Origin of the sequence: Sphingomonas sp. (genome assembly GCF_035998645.1) — a bacterium.
In the GTDB taxonomy this organism is placed as follows: Bacteria; Pseudomonadota; Alphaproteobacteria; order Sphingomonadales; family Sphingomonadaceae; genus Sphingomonas.
On sequence record NZ_DASYHL010000002.1, the window covers coordinates 617,838 to 639,707 of the forward strand.

The window sequence follows — 21,870 nt, forward strand, 5'->3', positions numbered from 1 at the left end:
CGGCGCTCACACGCCGCACAGCACTCCGGTCACATCGGATCCGAAGGTCTGCACCCTCACATCCGGAATTGAACTGAATGCACTAATATATTACAGAGCCCGCCGATCGATATTGGGGAGAGGCCGAGATGTGGAACTTGGCGGCGTATTGGCGCGGACTTCCATTAAAACCGCAGGGCATCGTCGTCGTCCTAGCCGGCTTCCTGCCGATGCTCGCCATTGTCGCGATGGGCCCGGCAGTGCCCACGCTCATCGCGCATTTTGCGAACGACCCCGACGCCCGTGCGCAGGTTCCGGCGCTGATCGGGGCGCCAGGATTGACCATGGCCATCCTTGCTCCCTTCAGCGGGCTGCTGGTCGACAAATTCGGGCGCAGGCAATTGCTACTGGTGGCGACCGGGTTCTACGCCGTGTTCGGCACAGTCCCTCTGCTCCTCGAAAGCCTTGACCAGATTTACGTATCCCGCCTGCTGCTCGGCATCTCTGAGGCCGTCATCCTCACCGTCGTGAACACCCTGATTGCAGACTATTGGGACGACAAGGGCCGCAAGAACTGGCTGTTCCTCCAAAGCCTGATCGGCCCCGTGTTTGGGGGGCTCGTCGGGCTGAGCGTTGGGGAGGCGAGCAAGCTGCAGTGGAACGCGGTCTTTTTCATCTACCTGGCCGCCATCCCCATCTGGGCGGCAATGATGGTGTGGTTGTTCGAACCCAAGAAAGTGGGGGTTGACGAACCATCCGCCGAGCAGGCCGTCGCGAAGACGGCCTTTCCGTGGCGGAGTGCGGCTCTCACGTCACTCGTCACATTCTTTGCTGCGATGCTTTATTACGTGTTCATCATCAACGGCGCCCTTGCATTCGCCGAGGTCGGTGTGACGGAGCCCGATCGCTATGCGCAGCTGATCGTCGTGCCGACTCTGTTCTTTCTGGTCGGCGCGGTCCTGTTCCGTGTCCTCGCTAACCGCAGCTATGCGCTCCAGCTTGGGGTATTCTTCGCGCTGCTGGGGGCAGGGCTGGCGGCGATCGGTCTGGCTGAAACCCCTAGTGCAATGGCAGCTGGCGTCATCGTCCAGCAGACGGCGGCTGGCATGGCGGTACCGACATTGCTGGCATGGACTCACTCGAAGTTCGACTTTGCGCATCGCGGTCGGGCCATGGGCATCTGGACCGCTGCATTCTTCCTTGCGCAGTCACAGTCTCCCAGGCTCGTCCACGTTCTCGATCAGTCCACGGGATCAATGCAGGGCGCGTTCCTGACCGCTGGAATCATTGGGATTGTGGCGGGCGCGGTGGGGGTTGCGATCGCGCTAGCCTTGCGCAGGCCCACCCAAGCACTTGCGTCGGAGTAATTGCGGTACCGCCGACGCGCGGGTCTTCGCGTTCTTTGCACCCGACGGATAAAAGGGGCGCAAAACGAACAAATGCAGGCGCGCTTACGCAAACCGAACCCCAATTTTCTGGGGCACCGGCGGGGGCACGCCCTTCAAGAGACGAGTGTCTACTTAAATATATACAAAGAGTTAGCTGACTGGTTCGAATCCCTCCCGCTCCGCCACTTTGGGCCTTTTTGGGTCGCGTTCCCCCGAAAAATCGCTAAAAATGTCCGGAAATCGGCGGTTTTCTTGTTCCGCTGGGTCCCGCTCTGTCCGACTGTTTCCCGATCGAAGTGCGGGGAAAATGTGGGGTAAAATGGAGTAGGATGCGATGGGGAGACGCACTGCGCCCAAGATCCGCTCGTTGACCGAGCCCGGAAAATATTCCGACGGCGACGCCTTTTCCCCCAGATCGATGGCAAAAGTCAGCGCGGTGGCTCTTGCGCATTCAGGTGAACAAGATTCGGCGGGATATCGGGCTTGGTTCGTTGAAGCCAGTGTCGCCTGCCGATGTGCGCCATCCGACTAGTGCCAATCGCCTTCGCTTCGAGAGGTGCCAGTCCGCCTTCAGGCATCGGAACGCGGAACGGCGGGGCGGCATCCATTCGGGTCAACCGCCGCCTCGCCGCGAAGCCATGTCGGTCAGTGACCGGCACTGGTGTCGATCGGTCCCTTCGGACGGGGCGCCAGCCAGATCAGCGCGGCGGCAAAGCCGAAGCAGGCCGCCACGACCCAGAACACGTCGAGCGTCGCCAGCATCACACTTTGGCTTTCGACGATCCGAGCCAGGCTGGCGGCTGCTCCCTGTGCGGATTGACCTGCAGCGACGAACGTGTCGATCGCATCGCTGCCGTTCGTCATTGCTCCAACGATTTCGGACTGGTTGCTACGTGTGGCGTCTGACCAGATCGTTTGCACGATCGACGTCGCGAAGGCCCCGGCCATGGTGCGCATGAAGTTTGAAATGCCGGAGGCTGTCGCTTGCTCATGCGGCTCGACCGTGGAGATCGCAAGGCCGGTGATCGGCACAAAGAACATCACCATGAACGGACCAGTCAACAATGTGGGCCAGGCCATTTGCAGGAATGTGACTTCTGCGGTGAAAGTGGTGCGCCAAAGATTGGCCGCGCCCAAGCCCATAATGCCGACAAAGATCACGAGCCGGGGATCGAACTTCTCAGTCGCCTTGCCGACCAGCGGCGCAGAGACGATCGCAAGAATGCCCATGATTCCCGTGGCCATCCCCGCCCAGGTGGCGGTGTAGCCCATGTTCTGCTGCAGCCACAGCGGCAGGATAACGATGACGGCAGAGAATGCGGCAAAGCCGGCGGCGTAAGTCGCTGCCGCTACCGCGAAACCGCGGTGCCGGAATACGCGCAGATTGATGATCGGATTTTCCTCGGTCAGTTCCCAGATCAGGAACGCCACAAATCCGATTGCCGCAGTCACCGCCATCCAGAACACCATCGGAGAGGCGAACCAGTCGTGATTTCGCCCTTCGTCGAGCACGATCTGCAGCGATGCGACCCACACAATGAGAAGCCCAAGCCCGACCTTGTCGATCCGCACCTTTTCCACGGTGTCGCGTCGGCCCCGCAGGAAGAACATCGTCGCCAGTCCGCCGACGATCGCGAGCGGAACGTTGATCAGGAAGATCCAGTGCCAGCTCCACGTGTCGCAGATGACGCCGCCGAGGATCGGCCCGGCAACTGGCGCAATGAGCGTGGTCATCGCCCAGATGACGGTTGCCAGCGTCGCCTTTTCGCGCGGAAAAATGCGCAGCAGCAGCAATTGGGAGAGCGGCATGATAAGCCCTCCGAACAGCCCCAGCAGGATGCGCATGCCGATCAGCATGCCAAGCGAGGCCGACAGGCCACACAGCAGCGACAGCGCACCGAACGCCAGGTAACAGGTGATGAACACGCGTTGCGCGCCGAAGCGGCCAGAAAGCCAGCCCGTCAGCGGGACGGTGATCGCTTCTGCTACTGCATAAGACGTGATCACCCAGGTTCCCTCGGACGATGACACGCCGAGCGAACCTGCGATATGGGGGATTGAGACGTTGGCGATCGTCGTATCCAGCACGACGAGGAAGTTCGCCGCGGCGATCGCCATCGCCGCCATGATCAGCTTTGCGCCGGTCAGAGGCCGGAAATCGTCGGAGCTGCTAGCTGGGGCACTGGCCATGGCGGTGCTTCCTCGCCGATCAGTTTGTGAGTTCGATTTCGGCTGTCATCGACAGACCAACCTGAAGCGGGTGCTGTGCCAGCTGCTTCGGATCGAGGGCGATGCGCACCGGCAAGCGTTGCACCACCTTGATCCAGTTGCCGGTCGCGTTTTGTGACGGGACGAGCGCGAAGGCCGATCCGGTACCGCCGGCGAAGCCGACGACCGTGCCATCATAGACCACGTCGTTGCCGAACAGGTCGGAAGTCAGTTTGACGCGCTGGCCAGACCTGACGTCAGCCAGTTGCACTTCCTTGAAGTTGGCATCGACATAGGCGGCTTGGAGCGGCACCACCGACATCAGCGCCTGACCGGGCTGGACGAGCTGGCCAACCTGAACCTTCCGCTGCGAGACCACGCCATCAACCGGTGCGCGCAGCACGGTTCGTGCGAGATTGACCCTGGCCTGGTCGAGCTCTGCGCGCGCCGCCAGCACTTCCGGATTGTTGTCGATTCCCGCATTGGAAATCAGCACCTTGTTCGCATCGCGATCTCCGATCGCACTTTCGCGATTGGCAAGGGCCTGAGCACGGGCAGCTTGCGCCGCTCTCACATCGGCATTGGCCGCCGCGAAGGCGTTACGCGCGCTGGTCACTTCTTCAGCAGATACCGATCCGGATTGGACCAGCGCCTCGCGGCGCCGGAGATCGACGCGGGCCTTTTCGAGATTGGCCTGTGCGCTTGCCAGCTGCGCGTCCGCGCGCGCCTGATCGGCCCTGCGCGATGCGATCTGGGCGGTGAGACCGCTGTCGGTTGCCATCAGCCCGCGCACCTTGCGTTCGGTCAGCGCAAGCTGGGCCTCGGCCTGAGCCACAGCCAGCTTGGCATCCGTGTCGTCAAGCTGGACAAGAATGTCGCCTGCCTTGACGCGCTGCGCTTCGTCGACAAGCACTTTTGCTACCGGGGCGCCGACTAGCGGTGTTATCTGGGCGATGTTGGCCCCAACATAGGCATTGTCGGTCTCGACATAGTTCGAGGCGACGAATTCCTGATAGGCATAGGCGCCACCGCCAATCACGAGGATGGCGGCGCCAAGACCGATGAACAGTTTCTTGCGGCGCTCCGAATTGCTCTGGTGGGTCACGGCTTCTTGCGCTTCGGTGAGGGGTTCAAGAGTGGTCATGGATTTTTCCTTCAGGATCGGAAGCCGCCGCCGAGCGCGCGGATCATTGCAACATCGAGGGAGAAGGCGCGGGTTTGCAGCGTGGCAACCGCGCGGCGCGCCGCGATCAGGGAGTCCTCGGCATTGAGGACGTCGAGGTAGGTGCCGAGGCCGCCGCGATAGCGATTGTTGGCCACGCTCCAGGCCGCTGCGGCCGCGCTTTCGGCAGCTTCGGCCCGGTCGAGGCGTTGCGACAGTGCGCGCTGGCTCGTCGCTGCGTCGGCGACCTCGTGCAGGGCCTGGATCAGGGTCGCGTCATATTGTGCGACCGCCTCCTGATAATCGGCTTCGGCGCCGCGATACTGGGCACGCAGGCGTCCGCCATCGAGGATCGGAAGGCTCACGGCCGGAGCGATCGAGCCCATGTCCGATCCCGAGGCAAAAACCTTGCCGATGTCGAGCGCCTGGAAGCCGATCAGCCCGGTCAGATTGATGCTTGGATAAAACGCAGCCCGGGCCTGATCGATTCGGCTTTGGCCTGCTTCGGCTCGCTCACGCGCCGCAATCAAGTCCGGCCGCCGACCAATCAGCTCGGCAGGAATGTTGGCCGGCAGGCCCGCCGCTGCCGTATCAAGATTGAGCGTTGGACGGGTGATCGAAAGGCCGCGGTCGGGGCCGGCTCCAAGCAGTGCTGCAAGGCGGTTGCGGGTAAGCGCGATACTCTCGTCGAGGCTGGCGAGTTCACCTTGCTGACCCGCAAGCGCCGAGGCAGCGCGCTGCACAGCTCCCTGATTTTCGAGACCCTGTCGCTGGCGTTCAGCCATGAGATCGCGGGTCTTGGTCCGCACCTGCAGGGCTTCTGCAGCGGCATCGCGCTCAGCATATTGGCTCGCCAGATCCGCATAGGTACTGGCGATGCTGGCGGACACTGCAAGGCGCGTTGCGGCGGCTTCTGCCGCCGCCGCGGCGGCATCGGATTTGGCCGCCGCCAGCGCCGCCCGGTTTTTGCCCCAAAAATCGAGATCCCACGAAAGGCTCAGCGAAGCCTGGCCGTAGTCGGGCCAGCCACGGGGCGTAAATGCCGGCGGGCTGATGTAGTTCTCGCTCTGCTGGGTCAGGCCCGCCTCGCCCACGGCGGAAAGCGAAGGCGAAAGCGTGCTGCGGGCCTGACCAGCGATCGCAGCCGCTTTGGCAAACCGCGCTTCCGCGACGCGCAGATCCGTCGCGCCCGAAAGTCCTTCCGCGATCAGTTGGTCGAGCTGGGGGTCCCCATAGGTCTTCCACCATCCGTCCGAAGGCCAGGCTTCGGTTGTCGCGGACCCCAGACTCCGGCTCGCGGCGAAGTTGCCGGGCGTTGATATCGCCGCAAGATCAGCCTTGCGCGGGGGAAGCGCGCAGCCGGCGAGAAGCAGCGATACTGCCGCTGCAGTCAGGCCAACTGTCCGGGCAAGATACGCGCCTCCGGGCTTGGAAGGATGTGAACGGTATGGCTCTGTCGGAGGTTGGGGCGGGGAGAAGGGCATGAACAACTCCAGAACTTAACTGAACCGTTCAGTATGGTTTTAGGGTTGCGCGGTCAATTTAAAAATGTACACCTTGGTCTGGTTAAGGAGAGCTCAATGCGTGTCAGGACGGATGAGAAGCGGGACGCCATCCTCGCAGTGGCCAAGGACGTGTTTCGCGAGGATGGGTACGAGCGAGCCTCGATGGCGATGATCTCGGCTCGCGTTGGCGGCTCCAAGGCCACGCTCTACAGCTATTTCAAATCCAAGGACGAGCTCTTCGCCGCAGCGATGACCGAAGCGATGGAAGCGCAGGGCGACGAGATGATCCGTGGCCTCGACCCGGAAAACCCGGATCTGGCAGCCGTTTTGACGCGGTTCGGGCGCGCCTACCTGCGATTGCTAACTTCGCCGGATGCACTGGCGATCATGCGGGTCGCAGTGTCGGAGGGCAGCAACAGCTCGCTTGGAGGTGATCTGTATGCGCGCGGACCGGGGCGCGGATTGGACATGGTAACTCTCTATATGACCGAGCTGATCGGGAAGGGCGTAATCAGACAATGCAACCCGCGGATTGCCGCAGCCCATCTTTTGCAGATGATGGAAGCCGGCATCGTTCAGCCACAATTGTTTGGCGCACCAATCGAGATGGACGAAGAGGAAGTGATCGGCACGACGGTGGAGGCTTTTATCCGCGCCTACGGCACCCCGCGCGGCTGAAACAATCGGAATGAGGGAGGAGTGACCTGTTCCCCTGAAACCCGGCCAGTTTGAGCTGGGCCGTAAACTCATAAGCGGCGGGGCCAGACGGGGCGGGTGCCTCGCTGCCGATGAACATCTTGCCGACGGCCACGCCATGCACGGATAAACGACCACGTTCAGCGCGATGGTTGGACGGCTTAAAATGGGTGCAAAGCCAACGCTGGCGCCGGATCGCCAATCGGCGGCTTCTGGGCCGCTTGCGGCCTATCCGCTTTCAGGCGCTAGTTGTATGAATGCGGACATCTGTTTCGGCTGCTCGCGCCGTTGAAGGTGCCATTTCTCGATCAGCACGGTGCGCGGGCCGGACTCGGACGGTGATAGGGTTGTGCGATGCCAGCCTTTGCCAGCCTCAGCATCACCAGTGCTTCGTACGAACCTTACTGCATCCTTGCGAGCCGATGGCATTGAGCTAAAGCGTGTCGGTCCCGATTGACCAATCTGTGAACGGAATTCGATACGTGCCCGTTACCGTGAATGCGTTCGAGGACCTGGTCCCGCATCGCCAAATTGCGGACTTCATGGGTTCAGTCATGGTTGAGCAGTTGCTCGATCTCGCGATCGCCCGCGCGGATGACTTTGCTCCGACATCGGTCGGAAACGGTGGAGGCGGCACCGTCAGTCCGGATATCCGCGCGTCGCTGTTGCTGCGCGATCTGGGCGAATTGCGTTCCGAACTCGAAACCCGGTTCGCGGCCGTTCTGGACGATACCGTGCGCGAACTGCGTCTGTCCGATATTGCGCTGCACAGCCTGGAGCTCGAACTGGTCGCGCATAATGAAGGGGCGTTTTACAGCGAGCATATCGATACGTTCACGGCGCGACCCGACGCGCAATCGGATCGGGCGCTTACCGGTGTCTATTATTTCCACCGCAATCCCAAGGGGTTCGATGGCGGCGAATTGCGTCTGCACGCGATTGCCCCGGCGGCGGATCGCACCAGGTCGTTCACCGACATCGCACCCACCTGCGATACGTTCATCCTGTTCCCGTCCTGGGTTCCGCACGAAGTCAGACGAGTGTCGTGCCCGTCGGGAGCCTTTGCCGACAGTCGTTTCGCACTGAATTGCTGGTACCGCAGCGCGCGATAGACCTAAGGCATGATGATGCGCGCCCCGATCCCATTCATCCGCAACCCCGTCAGCGACGTTCGCGTGGTTGAGTCCGATTCAGACGGTGCAGCGCGGATCATCATCAGCGCCTATTCGGTGGTGAACGGCTTTACCGAAGCGGTGCTCGAACGTGCTGGCGAACCCGCCTTTGCGGCGGCGCTGGACATCGCGGCGGATCAGGGCGCACTCGATCGCCTTTCGCCGGAACTGGCGCTTGCGCTGTGGGCGAGCGGCCTGATCGTGCTGCCGGCGGAAGTGGCGCACGGCTTCGCGCCGGCCCGCTTCGCGGCCGCATCGGGCGATTTCGCGCGCGATGGTTTCGCCCTCCTGACCGACTGCCTCACCCCCGCAATCGTCGACATCCTGGCGCGCCACTACCGCGCGGCAATCGAGAACGGGGCGGTCGGAATGTCGGACGGACAGGTCGATCGGTGGCAGCTGCATAACGATCCCGCCGGGCGGGTAGTGCAGCGGGCGCTGCTTCCGGCGGTGGCGGCGCTTGTCGGGGTGCCGGTCAAGCCCAGCTACTGCTACGCCTCGCTCTATCGCCAAGGCGCCGTCTTGCCGGTCCATACCGATCGGCTGCAATGCGAATATACCTTGTCCGTACTGATCGACCATCACCCCGCACCGACGAACGGTGTTTCGCCCTGGGCGATCCAGATTTACCCCCACCCGGACGCCGAGCCGATCGACTGTTTCCAGAGTTTGGGCGGCGGCATCCTGTTCCGCGGGCGCGACTTGCCGCATGGCCGCAAGCAATTGCCGGCGGACGAGACCTGCTGGACGCTGCTGCTCCACTATGTGAACGCCGATTTTGCCGGGGCGCTCGATTGAGCGGTCGCCGACGGCGCGCGGAAGCGCTGGTCCGCAGGCTGGTCGGGAGCGGCTTTCCGTTCATGCCGTGGCCGGGCGACCACCCCGTGCGACGTCTGCGCCACCAGATCCGGCGTGCCATGTTCGCGCGTCATCCGTTCTGGCGGCGCGCGCCACTGAAAACCATCATGACGCTCGGCTGGCCGCTGGGTGCGGTGTGGGAGACCGGGCATCAGTTGGTCCGGATGCCCGTCGCCGATCGCCCGACGCGCGCATCGGGCTGGATATCGCGCGGCGCGGATATGCTGGCCCAGGCCTGGTCCAACAATGTGCCGCCGCGCAACTATGTCGCCTACCGCCTGCATGACCCGCGTCGCCGAGACCGGATCGCGCGCAACCTCTACGAACCGGAGCTAGCGGTGGTGACGGCCCATCTCAACCGACTGGCCGGTGCGGTTGGCGACGATGTGCAGGACAAGGCGCGGTTCGCCGAGCTCTGCCGCGCCCATGGCCTGCCGTGTATCCCGACGCTCGCGGTATTCCGCAACGGCAGCCAGTGCGTGCCATCATCCCCCTTTCTGCCCGACGCGCCCGATTTGTGGGTCAAGGATCTGGCGGGCAGCCGCGGGTCGGGCGCGGCACGATGGCGGCGAGAGGGTGCCGCGTATCGCCACGCCTGGAACGGCGCATCATGCAGCCCCGCAGCGCTGGTGGCGCAATGGGCGCAAGCCGATTGCATCGTTCAGCCCTGTCTCGAGAACCATCCTTCGCTTGCTCCTCTGTCGGATGGATCGCTGGTCGTGTTTCGGATCATCACCGGGATCGATTGTGCCGGGTGCGTGACCGTCGTCGATGCGATGGCACAACTGCCTTATGGCGGTCCGGCGGGGAGGCAGATTTTTGCGGCGGTCGGAGAAGCGGGCGACCTGCGCAACCCCCGGCTACGCGGCCGTCATCCGATTGCCGATCATCCCGATACCGGTGCGGTTCTGGCGGGAGCGGTTGTGCCATTCTGGCGAGACGCGATCGATCTGGTCGTTCGCGCCCATGGCAGCGTCCCGGAATTCGCCCGTTTCATCTTCCTGGGTTGGGACGTCGCAATCACGGATGACGGGCCGCTGCTGATCGAAACGAACCATGGCTGGGGCGAATTCAACCATCAGCTGGGCGACGGTGTGCCCCTTGGCGACACGGCGCTGACCGGAATCGCGCTGGAGCATCTGGAGGGTGGGTCGCGATGCGGCTGATCGCCGGCTTCCTTCATCTTGACGGCCGTCCCGCCGACTCGTCCCGGCTGCACGCCATGGCGGCGGCGATGACCGAAGCAGGGCTTAGTCCCCAGGTCGAGATGCAGGTCGATGGCCCGGTCGCGCTGCTGACGCTGGATTTCGGCCCCGCACCACAAGGCGAGGGTGCACCGGTGCGCGATCATGGGGTGATCCTGGCCGCCGATGCACGGTTAGATGAACCCGATACGATCCGCAGCGAGGCCGGACTGGGGACCTTGCTTGCTGAGCGGGGAGCGGCGGGGCTTGGCGTACTGGCGGGCGACTTCGCGTTGGCCGCGTGGAACCGGCGCGAGCGCAGCTTGCTCTGCGCGCGCGATGCGTTCGGTGTCCGCCCCTTCTTCTTCGCCCACCGCCCCGGTGATCTGTTCGTGTTCGCCTCTCTGCCACGCGGGGTCTACGCGTCAGGGTTGCTCGCGCGCTCGGTCAACCCGGATTTCCTGGTCGGTGAATTGCTGTTCCAGTTCGATGGGCCGGAGCGGTCGCTGTTTCAGGGCGTCCAGCGACTGGCCCCCGGCAGCTGGCTGGAATTGACACCCGATGGCCCTGTCCGCTCGGGGCGGCATTGGTCGCTCGACCCGGCGTCGGTCGGATCGCTTCGCATCAATCCTGTCGATGCTGCGGCGGAGATGTCGCGATTGATGGCGGCGGCCGTCCATCGCCGCCTGCCAGCGACGGGGCCGGTTGCGGCGCATCTTAGCGGCGGCCTCGATTCCTCGGCAATCGCCATCATCGCGGCGCGGGCGCTGCGTCCAGCCGGACGCCGACTTCTCGCCTATTCGCACACCCCCAAACCCTTTGGCGACTATCGCTTTGGCGGCGATGGCGCGTACCTCGCGCCGGTGTTGCAGCAAGAGCCGGACATCGACTGGCACCCGATACGCACGGTCGATTCGGCGGCGTTTGCCCTGCCGATGATGGATCGGGATCAGCTCTTCCCGGCAGACCCCTCCTATCGCGATAGCCAAACCCTGTCTCACGCGAGCCGAAACGGCGCTTGCGTGTTGCTGTCAGGGTGGGGGGGCGATGAAGCGGCTAGCTATGGCTGGCGCGGTGTGCTGGCGGAGGCGCTGGTGGCGGGGCATTGGGTCTATCTTGCGTCGGAGTTGCGGGCGCTGGGATCGGTTGGGGCGGTTTGGGGCGCACTGTCGCCGTTCCTGTTGCCCGATGGCTTGCGGAGTTTATCCGAGCGCGCACTGGGCAGGGCAAATCCCGCGCCTGGCATCGCCGAGCTGGCCGCCGAACTGCTGCGGCCCGAACCGCTTGCCGATCGGTGCCTGACGCCGCCTGTGAGGCGCGGACAGGCGCGGCAGATCAGACTTTCGCTGCTGAGCGGTCACGGATTGACGCGCCGGGCGGAGCATTGGGCGATCCTCGCCGCCCGCCACGGCATGAGCGTCAGCTTCCCGATGCTGGATCGCCGCCTTGTCGAATTCGCCCTGTCGCTGCCCAGCACGCTGTTCGTGCGCGAGGGCTGGTCACGACGGGTATTCCGCGATGCGACGGCGGGAATCCTGCCGGAGCCGCTCCGTTGGAAACGGACAAAGCTCGATCTGGTGGTCGAGGATCCGGTCCATGTCGCCGCGCAACGCCTGCCGCTGACCGAGCGGCTTGCGCTGTGGCGGCAGCATGACGCGATCACCGACCTGTTCGACCTGGACGCTGTCGCGGCGCGGCTGGAGGCGCTGCCCCCGGCGGAAGACCTGGCGCGTACCATCGATGCGGGCCAAGGCGACTGGACCGCCATCGACCAGGCCGGCAGCCTGACCCGCGCCTTTCGGGTCATGTCCTATCTGGAGCAGCACGGTTGAGCGGCGGTGAATCCGCGCCTCAGGCTTTGGCTGCCTCACCCGCCGCAGTCACCAGGCCGCGTTCGCGCAGCGCGGCGAGAAAGTCTGCAACATGCTCACGTGCCGTATCGGCATCGACGTCATATTCAGCGGTCAGGGCCGCCACCAGCTTTTCTGCGCTTACCGGCTGAGCCAGCAACTCCCAGATGCGGCTGCCGACATCGTTGAGGTTGAAATATTTTCCCTCTGCCGCGCTCATCATCAGCAGTTCGTCGCCGACCGCAGCGGACAGTAGTCCCTCGGTGCGGCGCGTCAGCGCGATCCCTGCTTCTTCAGTCATGTCGAGTCCTTCTCGTTCCCATCGATAGCCGGAGCGCCTGCTACCGGCTTTTCCTGCGGATTCACAGATATCCGAATTGCGCCATCACCGGGCCGTGCGCCGCCTCGATCGCGGCGGAATGTTCGCGGGCGAGGAACTCACGCCAGCCCCCGACACGCCCGGCCCGAAAAAAGGGGGCGATCGATTCAGGCCGACGCTCGCGAAAACCCTTCTCTGTCTCCTGCCGCTGCAAGACATTGAAATCGGCCTGAGCAACCGCGCGCGCGAGTTGTTCGGATGTCGCCTCCAACCCAAGGAACGCGATGGCGCGACCGAAACAGCCCACCGTATCGGCGCGCAGATCCTCATACCGCAGCACATGGACCGGCGCGTCAGCCTGTCCGGTCCAGCTCCGGACATGCCCGCTCCAGTCCAGCAGCGGTTGCGGCACCTGCTCATGGTGCGGCTTGATGCCCCCCATCCGCGTGCTGCTGGACAGGATCTGACGCACCACCGTCGCGATCGGCTTGCCGGTGTGAAAGGCCGGCGATACCGCCACATCGCGCGGATCGCGCAGGATATAGAGCGCCGCACGCGCCGGGCACCCCAGCGCGGGTCGCCCGTCCGGCAGGTGGCAATAGGCATCGTGCAGCTTGATGAAGACGTCCTGATCACCCGCTTCGCGCCAGGCTTCCTCCATCAGCGCCGGTCGCATCCGGTCGCATTCCTCCCGGGTGAGCAGAAAGCTGTCGACCAGCGTCACGTCTTCGATCACCGGCCTGTTCACCAAGCTGTGGGTGGGAAGCTGGAGGTCGTTGATATCTTCCGGACCCGCTCGCCCGCACAGCAGGTTGGACAGCAACATACGCAGCCAGGTGTTGCCGGACTTGGGATAGGACGCCAGCCAGACCGGTCCGGCGGTCACGCCGCCCCCGTCACCGCGTCGATCACCAGCGCCGCGCCCTCATCGAGATACTCAAGCCCCCGCGTGCGATCGAGCCGGAACACCGGGACCCGGTTCAACAGGGCCGCAGTCTGCATGAACAGCAGTGGGTCATTCCCCATGCGGCGGGCCAGGTAGGGACGGTAGATTTCCGCACGCAGCATCGGTGCGGCATCGACCAGTGGCATTCGCTCGATCTGCGGCGGACCGGGCGGGACATTGCGGTCGCGCGACGACAGCAGGACGACCGCAGCAAGCGGCAGTGCGACCTCGACGGGATGGGCCGCGGTTTCCGGCGCAACATGGAATTTGCGCATATGGCTTCGGATCGGTTCACCTTGCCGTTCGGCCAGCGCCAAATGCTCGATCGCGTCGGCCCATAGCCGGTGTTGCCGTCCGTCCGGCCAGACCATCGGCACGCCATCGGGGGCATCGGTACGAATCGCGGCGATGTCGTCGCCCACGAAACCGGCACCGGCCCGGCACAGCGTCGCGGCGAGGGTCGACTTCCCCATCCCGGTCGCCCCGCACAATGCAATGGCACGGCCCTGCCACGCGACTGTGGCGGCGTGCAGCGCCAAGAGCTGGCGCTGATGCAGGATGGCGGCGAACCCGGTCGACAGGATGAACGGTGCTATATCGGCATCGCTGGCCGCCTCAAGCGGTTCGGCCACGATATCCCGTCCGCCTTCGACCATCAGGCGAAGGACGCCGGGAACCTCCAGATAAAAGCGCCGCCCGACCAGACGCCATGTCGGGCCGAGATGGTCGGGCGTTTCCGGATCATCGGGAACCGCACCGACGCGCACCTGCACGTCCGGCTCCGCCGTTGGGGAACGCGGCCATCCTCCGGGCAACGGAAGCGCGGCGGCGACCGAAAGGCCGCAGATCGAATAATAATGCAGGGCGAAGTCCGAGTAGGATCAGGAACCGGTGCCGGGCGACGCTTCGGTCGGGTTCGTGTTCGGCTTGCTTCCGGTCGCGCTGCTGATGCTCTGATCGCGAATCTCAGGCTTGTTCCACGCCTTAATTTCGGGGCGATTCCACGCCTTCTTGTCCGTCGGCTGAGCGTTATCGTCCATCTGATTCATATCGTCCCCGCTGATCGGATAGCAAGCCAACCCCGCCAATCGGCGCACGCCTATCAGCACGAATCGGGTTGGACAAGATACTGGGTCAGGCAGGTCACGCCGGCGCCTCAGCGCCACGTAAGAAAGAGCTTGGCTTCGATCAGCCTCCTCGCCGGCGACAGGGTGATCGAGTCCGAACTGCGCTGATAAACCGCACTTCCACGTGAGCAAGCGCCGGAAGGCAAGGCGGCGCGGGGCGGGGAACGATCTCCTGCTCGTCGGGCAGCTCGGGTTCGCGGCGGTGGACGAGATCGGCTGCAGGAGCCGGCTCCAGATGCCCGGGGTGCGGCCAGTTGGTCCAGTCATGGGCTCGGGTCGGCGCGCGCTCGGACTGAGCCGGCGGACCCTTCAAGATCATCCCGATGGCCAGCCCGCACCGGCGTGATCCGCATCAGACAATGCTCGCAATCACCGCGCAGCACTCCCCAAACGATCCTGCAGCCGCCTTTTCTAAACGGAATAGGGCGCTAAGCGACCGCGCATCGTGCCGCATTGCTCCATCAAATCTCGTGCCGAATGTGGGGTAAAGTGGAGCAGAACGCGATGAGGAAGCTCACTGCGGCCAAGGTCCGCGCGTTGTCCGAGCCCCGTAATACTCCGAGGGCGACGGCCTTTTCCTCCAGGTCGACGGAAAACTCAGCGCGATGACCACGGCCCCTCAAAAATTCGCCGAAAATCCGTTGCCCACAAAACCCGCTTCGGCCAACTATGAGCAAATTTTTGTTCCGGGGGGTACATTGTCTCGCTTGTCTTTTCAGACGTCATTCGGCGTCGCCATTGCTGTCGTCTCGATTCCTGCCAGTTCAGCCATAGCTCAAACGGTCCCCGGCGCGTTGCCGAGCCGTGAGCAGATCGAACTGCCGCGAACCGACGCGCCGGTGCCGCCAGCGGGGGTGACGGTCAAGGACGAGACGCCAGATGCCGCGGGCAATTGCCCGTTCGATGCCGCGATCAGCGTCGAGATCAGCCAGTTGCGCTTCACCCTTCCCGATGGATCGCCACTGCCCAACGAACTTGCCGAATCTCTGGGCGATTTGGTGCCCGCTTCGGGCAAACAGCCGCTGCCCGAACTGTGTCGACTGCGCGATGAAGCCGCAGCACGGCTGTCTGCGCGCGGCTATATCGTCGGGGTGACCATCCCGCCGCAGGAGCTGACGGGCGGCGAGGCACGTCTCGTGGTGATCCCCGCAAGGCTGGTGGACGTGCGGATCACAGGCAATCAGGGGCGCCGCACGGCCGCGATCCTCGCCCGGATCGAACAGCTCAAGGCGATGCCGGTGCTCAACACGCGCCGGGTCGAGAGCATCCTGGTCGCGGCGAACGACGTGCCGGGCACGCAGGTGACGATGGCGCTGCGCAATGCCGGAACCGCGCCGGGCGAAGTCATCGGTGAACTTAACATCGTGTCGACTCCCTTCTCGGTGCTGGCGAACGTACAGAATAGTGGCTCGCGCTCGATCGGGCGCGAAAGCGGCTCGGTGCGCGCGGAGCTGTTCGGGCTTACGGGGATGTCGGACCGCACCTTTATCGGCCTGTCCTCGACCTTCGATACCGATGAGCAGCAGACGGTTCAGGCTGGCCATTATTTCGGGTTCGACAGCGGCCTGACCCTCGGCGCCCGCTTCAGCTACGCCTGGTCGCGGCCCGATATCGGGGCGCTTGATCTTCGCTCACGCTCGCTGATCGGCGGGGTCGACCTGTCGCATCCGCTGCACCGGTCGGTTCGCGGCAACGCCGATCTGGGCGGCGGGTTCGAAGTGATCGAACAGCGCATCAAATTCTACCCCGGTGGCGTGGCCGGCGGCTTGCCGCTGACCCGCGACAAATTGCGCGTCGCCTATCTGCGCCTGTCGGGCAGCAAGCGCGCGCCGCAGTTCAACGGCCCGGATGCCTGGGGCGTGTCCGGCTCGATCGAACTGCGCCAAGGGTTCGATATCTTCGACGCGACCCAGAGCGGCGTGATCACGCCGCAGGGCTATGCCCCGAGCCGGTTCGAGGGCAGCGCCACCGCCACCGTGGTGCGCGGGGGCGTCGGCGCCTTCGTCTCGCTCGGCCGCCTGTTCAGCATATCGACGACGATGCAGGGGCAATGGGCCAGCGGGCCGTTGCTCAGCTTCGAGGAATTCTCCGTCGGCAACCTGACGATCGGCCGGGGCTATGACCCCGGCGTCACTGCGGGCGACAAGGCGATTGGCGTCCGCGTCGAGCCGCGCGTGCAGCTCCCGGTCCGCTCGCGCATCGGCGTCCAGGCATTTGGCTTCTTCGACGCCGTCCGCATCTGGAACGACGATGTCTTCACCACCGAGCGCGATCGTCAGCTGCAATCGTGGGGCGGCGGCATGCGCGCGACGCTCCCGGGCCTGATGTCGCTCGAGGCCGTCTATGCCCGGCCCGACGATCCCGAGCTGAACGTGCCGGGAGCGCGCCGCGCGTCCGACCGGCTGCTGCTCTCGCTTACCGCCCAATTTGCTCCGCGCCGTTGAGTTTCAGGAGGCATCGCATGACCAAGTCCATCCGCCTGCGCACCGCACTGTCCGCCACCACCATCCTCGCCGCCGGCCTGATCGTCGCGGCGGCACCCGCCCGCGCCCAGAATCTGCCCGACACCGGCAATGTCACCGCAGTGACAAGCGGCCTCAGCGGCGGCGCGCCGGGCTCGACCAACCCGACCTTCACCACCACCGGCGACACGTCGGGCCCCCAGACGCTTCAGATCGATTTGAAGGATAACCGTACAATCCTAACTTGGAGCGGCACGGGATTCGACGTTTTGGGTGGCAGCACGGTCAACTTCAAGGATGCGCGCGCGACCAGCGGGGTCAGCGGGCGGACCGATAATATCGCGGTGTTGAACCGGGACATTTCTGGCGGCGCATCCAGCATTTACGGAATTCTCCGCTCCGATCCCAACGTCGCCGTCTATGTAATCAATCGCGCCGGCATCGTCTTGGGGGGGGGGTCTGACAGTGCGAACACTGTGGTCAACACCGGGGCGTTTTTCGCCAGCACGAATGACATCACCAATGATAACGACTTTCTAAACGGAAGCTCAAGTTTGAGGTTCGGCGTAACCGGAGAGTCCGGGGAGATCGAAATATATTCGGGCGCTCGCATACGAACAGCTGCGAACAATGGCGGCTCTGGGGGCCGGATGGGAGACATCGGACTGATCGCACAGAGCATCAGGGCACCGGTGAATGCCGGTCTGGTTGCAAACGGCGGCGATGTCGCGCTGGTTCTTGCAAGTGACGTCACCGTGCAGAATGCACCGGGAAGCCCCCTCTCACTCACGATCCATCGTGGGGCAGTGGGATCCCAGCGAGGATTGACGCTGAGGGGGGAGATCACGGGACGAAATGTGACCGTGGCGACTTCGCATATTCAGAATGGCTTTGGGGCAAACATCACACTTGGCGCGACCATTGTGGCCACCGGTGCGAGCGTAACGGACCGGGGCGTTGTTCTCACGGCGGGAGCTAGCGCGCCTGGCGTAACGATGGCGACAGAACCTTCCAACGTCCAGGGTGCGCCAATCGGAATGTCCGGCGGCCTCATACTCGACTCACCAACATCGATCTCGTCCACCAAGTCCACAATTCTCAGCGCTGTCGGTGACGTGACGCTGTTTACCGACCTGAACTTGGCCGGATCGTTGCTCATACGGGCCGCCGACGTGCGCGGTTCCGGCATGGCCAGCGCCAAGGATATTCGGATCGACGCGACTCTCCTTAGCGGCCCTCGCTTCAGGACGACTGAGGGAGACATGATACTGAACCTCGGCACAGGGGGTGGGAACATTGCGGCCGCCGAAATTGCCGGAAACCTGACCGTGGACAGCCTAGGAGGGATCACGCTCGGTGGCCCGTACTCCAATGGCGTTTCCACTACCACCGGTTCCGTGACCGTCGGAGGAAGCGTATCAATCACATCCCTGGGAATTGGGGGAACCGCTTTGGAGGCTGGTGGCGATGTCTCGCTGACCTCCAAAATAGATATGATTTATGGCACACATATCGGTATAAGTCGGGTCGCGAGCGAAACCGGTTCGATCACGATGCGCGCATCCGGCCGTATCTCAGCCGAAAGTATCACCGGCGCTGACCTTGACTTGCGGGCGGCCGGCGACATCCAGGTGGACAAGCTCGTCGGCAAGAATATTGCTGTTGTAGCCGGGGGCAAAATATTCCTTCGCGAGGATATTTTTGCAGACGGCAATTTGTCCGTCAGCGGAAATGGAGTGTTCCTAGGTCAGGATATGGGCCGCACGATCAACCAGAATGCAACTGGAGCGATCACGATCAACGCCGGAACGGGTTTGATTGATGGGGCAGCGAATCTTTCCGTACTTGCCAATAGCGATGGAGTCGGGGCTGAGGCATTGACCTTGATCTCCACAGCGGGTCTCTCGTTCAACGCAACATCTGCGCTCCTTGCTGGTCCAAATCGGCAATCAGATATCTACATTCGTACAAACGCCTCTGCTTTTGACTACGATATCACTTTAGGGAAGGTTGCCGCCCGTAGCCTTTTTGGCGCTTATGGGTCAGCTGAGTTCACCGGCGGTCTCACCCGCAACTCGCGCATCTGGTTTGTGGGGCCATCGACATTCACTAATTCATTGTCGCTCGACGGACACACCGTCTGGGTCGACAACATCCAGATCACAAACGGTGACCTCAGTTTGCGTTCCCGCGAAGCGGTCGGCGTGGTCCGGGGCCCGACAAGTGCATCGGGGGATATTCTTATTCGGTCGGATGCAACCACGGGGGGGATGTATATCCTCTCAACCGGGCGATTGACGGCAAGCAACGTGATTCTGTCGACTCCGTGGTCGTTTTCAAATCAGGCTGGTAGCAACGCGATTAACGCAAGTTCGCGCTGGATCGTTTATGCACGCAGCCCAGGCATCAGTTCTTTCGGCAATTTGGATAGCGGAAATACGGCGCTCTGGGGGGCTACGATCGAATCGCGAGCACCCGATTTGGTCACCGGTTCTCGCTATGTATTTTCTGAGCAGCCAACGCTAACCTTCTCGACCGTCAATTTTTCGAAAATCTATGGCACCGATCTGACGGGGTCGACGCAGATTCCATATACGGTTTCCGGCTTTCGCCCGGGCGTGGCCGGCGCCTTTCTCGGGGACAGTGCAGCGACCGCGTTTTCGGGTAACCCGCTGATCCAGTCAGCTGGCTATGCCGAGCGCGCCAGCGTCGCGGGGGGGGCTTACACGCAGACGATTGCACTGGGATCGCTCCAGAGTGACTCGGGCTACCGCTTTGCATTTGCTTCCGGAGGTCGGGTCACCGTGACGCCCAAGACGGTCACTGGTAGCATTGTTGCAGACAACAAAACCTACAATGGAAACACCACAGGCTCCGGATCGGTTTCGCTGGTAGGCGTCTTGGCAGGCGACAGCGTGGGCACCTCGGGCTCTGTGTTTACCTTCGCCGACAAAAATGCCGGTACCGGCAAGACGGTGAACGTGACCGGCACCACGCTGAACGGCGCGGACAGCGGCAACTATACGCTGACCATCCCCGCCTCCGCTCTGGCCGATATCCTCAAAAAGGCGATCACCGGCACGATCACCGCCGACAGCAAGACCTATGACGGCACCACTGCCGGCACCGGCAGCGTCGCGCTCAACGGCGTGATCGCAGGCGATGCAGTCGGGACCACCGGCTCGGTCTTCACCTTCGCCGACAAGAACGCGGGCGCGAGCAAGACGGTGACCGTCACCGGCACCACCTTGAACGGGGTGGACGGCGGGAATTATACGCTGACGCTCCCCGCATCGGCGCTCGCCGACATCCTGCAAAAGGCGCTGACCGCAACGGTCACCGTCAATGGCAAGACCTATGACGGCACTGCCGCAGCTACCGGCACAGTCGCGCTCAACGGTGTCGTTTCAGGCGACAATGTTGGGACGACCGGATCGGTCTTCACCTTTGCTGACAAGAACGCCGGCATCGGCAGGACCGTCAACGTCACCGGCACCACCCTGAACGGCGCCGACAGCGGCAACTACACGCTGACGGTTCCAGCCTCCGCGCTGGCCGACATCCTGCAGAAAGCGCTGACCGCCAACGTCACCGCCAACGGAAAGACCTATGACGGCACGACGACCGCCACGGGCAGCGTCGCTTTGTCCGGCGTTGTGGCGGGGGACTCGGTCAGCACTGGTGGGATCACCTTCACCTTCGGCGACAAGAATGCCGGTGCTGGTAAGGCGGTCGCAGTCGGCGGCGCCGTGTCGGGCGCTGATGCCGCCAACTATACGGTCAGCCTGCCGGCAACGGTGCTCGCCGACATTATCAAGAAATCGCTGACCGCCACGGTCACCGCCAATGGCAAGACCTATGACGGCACGACCGCCGGAACCGGTTCGGTTGCGCTGAACGGCGTCGTCAGCGGCGATGTGGTCAGCACCGGCGGGATTACCTTCACCTTTGCCGACAAGAATGCCGGTACGGGCAAGGCCGTTGCCGTTGGTGGCGCCCTGTCGGGTGCGGATGCGGGCAACTACACCGTCAACCTCCCCGCATCGGCGCTCGCCGACATCCTGAAAAAGGCACTGAGCGCCACGATTACGATCAACGGCAAGACCTATGATGGGACCACTGCTGCCACCGGATCGGTCGCGCTCAACGGCGTTGTGGCGGGCGACACCGTCGGTACGAGCGGTACGGCGTTTGCGTTTACAGACAAGAATGCGGGTACCGGCAAGACTGTCAACGTTTCTGGAACCACCCTCACTGGCACCGATAGCGGCAACTATACGCTGACCATCCCCGCCAGCGTGCTGGCCGATATAGCAAAGCGCGGGCTGAGCCTGAGCGCGGACGACAAGGAGAAATATAGCCGCGATCCGGATCCTGCGCTGACTTACACGATTACACTCGGCTCGCTCGTCGCGGGGGACCAGTTGTCCGGTGCGCTCACGCGGGCTGACGGTGAAACGCCGGGCAAATATGCAATCAACCAAGGCAGTCTGTCAGCGGGCGACAACTATACTCTGACCTTCACGCCGGGCACGTTGACGATCTCGGTCGATCCGGCAACCAACCAGCCGCAGGCGCTGCGCACGCTTCCCCTGCCATCGGGGATTCAAGCGCCGCCGACCGGCGGGTCGACCGTGAATGTCGATGCGGAAGCGCTCTGCGCCGATGATAGCAGCTGCGTGGCAAACTAGGGCAAAGTTGTGCCACGACCATCCCTGACCGGACTATGCCTCCGGTCGGGGATGGAACGCGTCGTTCCGAGGTCCTGAAAGACCTGCCATCTGCCTTGCGCGGGAAAGGGTGATTGGTGCATGCGCCGCAAATCAAAGTCGCGCGCTCAGCAAGACAGTGGCAGGGTTCAGGCGCCATACCGTACGGCTTATGTCTGGATTGGCGCGCAAATCGGACGTGCATCTTGTCGAACTAGATCATGAATTCTCAAGTTGAAGGCGCCTTCATCAGCAAGGGCGAGGGAAATGGCGCTGTATCCGTCAAGATCTCGTCCTCTAATCAG

Annotated in this window: 15 protein-coding genes; 8 read left to right on the plus strand and 7 right to left on the minus strand. The window is 63.4% G+C overall.

All coding sequences use genetic code 11. From position 1 onward, the window contains the following. Positions 1 to 128: 128 nt before the first annotated feature. On the plus strand, positions 129 to 1,346 hold the full coding sequence (locus VGN66_RS03270; protein ID WP_327517404.1) for an MFS transporter: 1,218 nt from the start codon (positions 129 to 131) through the stop codon (positions 1,344 to 1,346). A 666-nt stretch (positions 1,347 to 2,012) separates the two neighbouring features. Here the strand turns inward: VGN66_RS03270 and VGN66_RS03275 are convergent. The 3 genes from VGN66_RS03275 to VGN66_RS03285 are packed head-to-tail and all read right to left on the minus strand — an operon-like array spanning position 2,013 to position 6,221. Next, complete coding sequence (locus tag VGN66_RS03275) at positions 2,013 to 3,557, minus strand: DHA2 family efflux MFS transporter permease subunit (RefSeq protein WP_327517405.1); 1,545 nt, start codon at positions 3,555 to 3,557, stop codon at positions 2,013 to 2,015. Positions 3,558 to 3,576: 19 nt separating this feature from the next. Continuing rightward, positions 3,577 to 4,719, minus strand: a complete 1,143-nt coding sequence (locus VGN66_RS03280; RefSeq protein ID WP_327517406.1) for an HlyD family efflux transporter periplasmic adaptor subunit — start codon at positions 4,717 to 4,719, stop codon at positions 3,577 to 3,579. Between the two features lie 11 nt (positions 4,720 to 4,730). Further along, on the minus strand, positions 4,731 to 6,221 hold the full coding sequence (locus VGN66_RS03285; RefSeq protein ID WP_327517407.1) for an efflux transporter outer membrane subunit: 1,491 nt from the start codon (positions 6,219 to 6,221) through the stop codon (positions 4,731 to 4,733). A 96-nt stretch (positions 6,222 to 6,317) separates the two neighbouring features. Here VGN66_RS03285 and VGN66_RS03290 point away from each other — a divergent pair, with 96 nt between their 5' ends. The 5 genes from VGN66_RS03290 (at position 6,318) to VGN66_RS03310 (ending at position 11,984) form a co-directional block, all read left to right on the plus strand. Further along, positions 6,318 to 6,920, plus strand: coding sequence for a TetR/AcrR family transcriptional regulator (locus VGN66_RS03290; RefSeq protein ID WP_327517408.1), 603 nt, complete (start codon positions 6,318 to 6,320; stop codon positions 6,918 to 6,920). A gap of 458 nt (positions 6,921 to 7,378) precedes the next feature. Next, positions 7,379 to 8,050, plus strand: a complete 672-nt coding sequence (locus VGN66_RS03295; RefSeq protein ID WP_327517409.1) for a 2OG-Fe(II) oxygenase — start codon at positions 7,379 to 7,381, stop codon at positions 8,048 to 8,050. Between the two features lie 15 nt (positions 8,051 to 8,065). Further along, positions 8,066 to 8,908: a hypothetical protein gene (locus VGN66_RS03300; protein WP_327517410.1), complete on the plus strand. Its 843-nt coding sequence runs from the start codon at positions 8,066 to 8,068 to the stop codon at positions 8,906 to 8,908. Continuing rightward, positions 8,905 to 10,134 (plus strand): sugar-transfer associated ATP-grasp domain-containing protein, encoded by a 1,230-nt coding sequence (locus VGN66_RS03305; RefSeq protein ID WP_327517411.1) that lies wholly within the window; start codon positions 8,905 to 8,907, stop codon positions 10,132 to 10,134. Before VGN66_RS03300 ends, VGN66_RS03305 begins: the two co-directional genes overlap by 4 nt. Continuing rightward, positions 10,125 to 11,984: an asparagine synthase-related protein gene (locus tag VGN66_RS03310; RefSeq protein ID WP_327517412.1), complete on the plus strand. Its 1,860-nt coding sequence runs from the start codon at positions 10,125 to 10,127 to the stop codon at positions 11,982 to 11,984. Before VGN66_RS03305 ends, VGN66_RS03310 begins: the two co-directional genes overlap by 10 nt. Positions 11,985 to 12,003: 19 nt before the next feature. On the opposite strand, the gene VGN66_RS03315 is transcribed toward VGN66_RS03310, so the two are convergent. From VGN66_RS03315 to VGN66_RS03330, 4 genes are all read right to left on the minus strand, one after another. Then, positions 12,004 to 12,303, minus strand: a complete 300-nt coding sequence (locus VGN66_RS03315; protein ID WP_327517413.1) for a PqqD family peptide modification chaperone — start codon at positions 12,301 to 12,303, stop codon at positions 12,004 to 12,006. A gap of 61 nt (positions 12,304 to 12,364) precedes the next feature. Continuing rightward, positions 12,365 to 13,207 (minus strand): sulfotransferase domain-containing protein, encoded by an 843-nt coding sequence (locus VGN66_RS03320; RefSeq protein ID WP_327517414.1) that lies wholly within the window; start codon positions 13,205 to 13,207, stop codon positions 12,365 to 12,367. Next, the gene (locus tag VGN66_RS03325) at positions 13,204 to 14,040 is read right to left on the minus strand and encodes a hypothetical protein (protein WP_327517415.1); all 837 of its coding nucleotides are present in this window, start codon (positions 14,038 to 14,040) and stop codon (positions 13,204 to 13,206) included. Before VGN66_RS03325 ends, VGN66_RS03320 begins: the two co-directional genes overlap by 4 nt. 108 nt (positions 14,041 to 14,148) lie before the next feature. Continuing rightward, positions 14,149 to 14,307, minus strand: coding sequence for a hypothetical protein (locus tag VGN66_RS03330; protein WP_327517416.1), 159 nt, complete (start codon positions 14,305 to 14,307; stop codon positions 14,149 to 14,151). An 881-nt stretch (positions 14,308 to 15,188) separates the two neighbouring features. On the opposite strand from VGN66_RS03330, the gene VGN66_RS03335 reads away from it, so the two are divergent. Both VGN66_RS03335 and VGN66_RS03340 read left to right on the plus strand, forming a co-directional pair. Beyond that, positions 15,189 to 16,838 (plus strand): ShlB/FhaC/HecB family hemolysin secretion/activation protein, encoded by a 1,650-nt coding sequence (locus VGN66_RS03335; protein ID WP_327517417.1) that lies wholly within the window; start codon positions 15,189 to 15,191, stop codon positions 16,836 to 16,838. 17 nt (positions 16,839 to 16,855) lie between these two features. Further along, complete coding sequence (locus VGN66_RS03340) at positions 16,856 to 21,547, plus strand: YDG domain-containing protein (protein ID WP_327517418.1); 4,692 nt, start codon at positions 16,856 to 16,858, stop codon at positions 21,545 to 21,547. Positions 21,548 to 21,870 lie beyond the last annotated feature (323 nt).

Bases quoted from the DNA above. Each gene is read 5' to 3' on its own strand.
- VGN66_RS03270 (WP_327517404.1), top strand. From the start codon at position 129: ATGTGGAACTTGGCGGCGTATTGGCGCGGACTTCCATTAAAACCGCAG.
- VGN66_RS03275 (WP_327517405.1), bottom strand. From the start codon at position 3,557: ATGGCCAGTGCCCCAGCTAGCAGCTCCGACGATTTCCGGCCTCTGACC.
- VGN66_RS03280 (WP_327517406.1), bottom strand. From the start codon at position 4,719: ATGACCACTCTTGAACCCCTCACCGAAGCGCAAGAAGCCGTGACCCAC.
- VGN66_RS03285 (WP_327517407.1), bottom strand. From the start codon at position 6,221: ATGCCCTTCTCCCCGCCCCAACCTCCGACAGAGCCATACCGTTCACAT.
- VGN66_RS03290 (WP_327517408.1), top strand. From the start codon at position 6,318: ATGCGTGTCAGGACGGATGAGAAGCGGGACGCCATCCTCGCAGTGGCC.
- VGN66_RS03300 (WP_327517410.1), top strand. From the start codon at position 8,066: ATGCGCGCCCCGATCCCATTCATCCGCAACCCCGTCAGCGACGTTCGC.
- VGN66_RS03310 (WP_327517412.1), top strand. From the start codon at position 10,125: ATGCGGCTGATCGCCGGCTTCCTTCATCTTGACGGCCGTCCCGCCGAC.
- VGN66_RS03315 (WP_327517413.1), bottom strand. From the start codon at position 12,303: ATGACTGAAGAAGCAGGGATCGCGCTGACGCGCCGCACCGAGGGACTA.
- VGN66_RS03330 (WP_327517416.1), bottom strand. From the start codon at position 14,307: ATGGACGATAACGCTCAGCCGACGGACAAGAAGGCGTGGAATCGCCCC.
- VGN66_RS03340 (WP_327517418.1), top strand. From the start codon at position 16,856: ATGACCAAGTCCATCCGCCTGCGCACCGCACTGTCCGCCACCACCATC.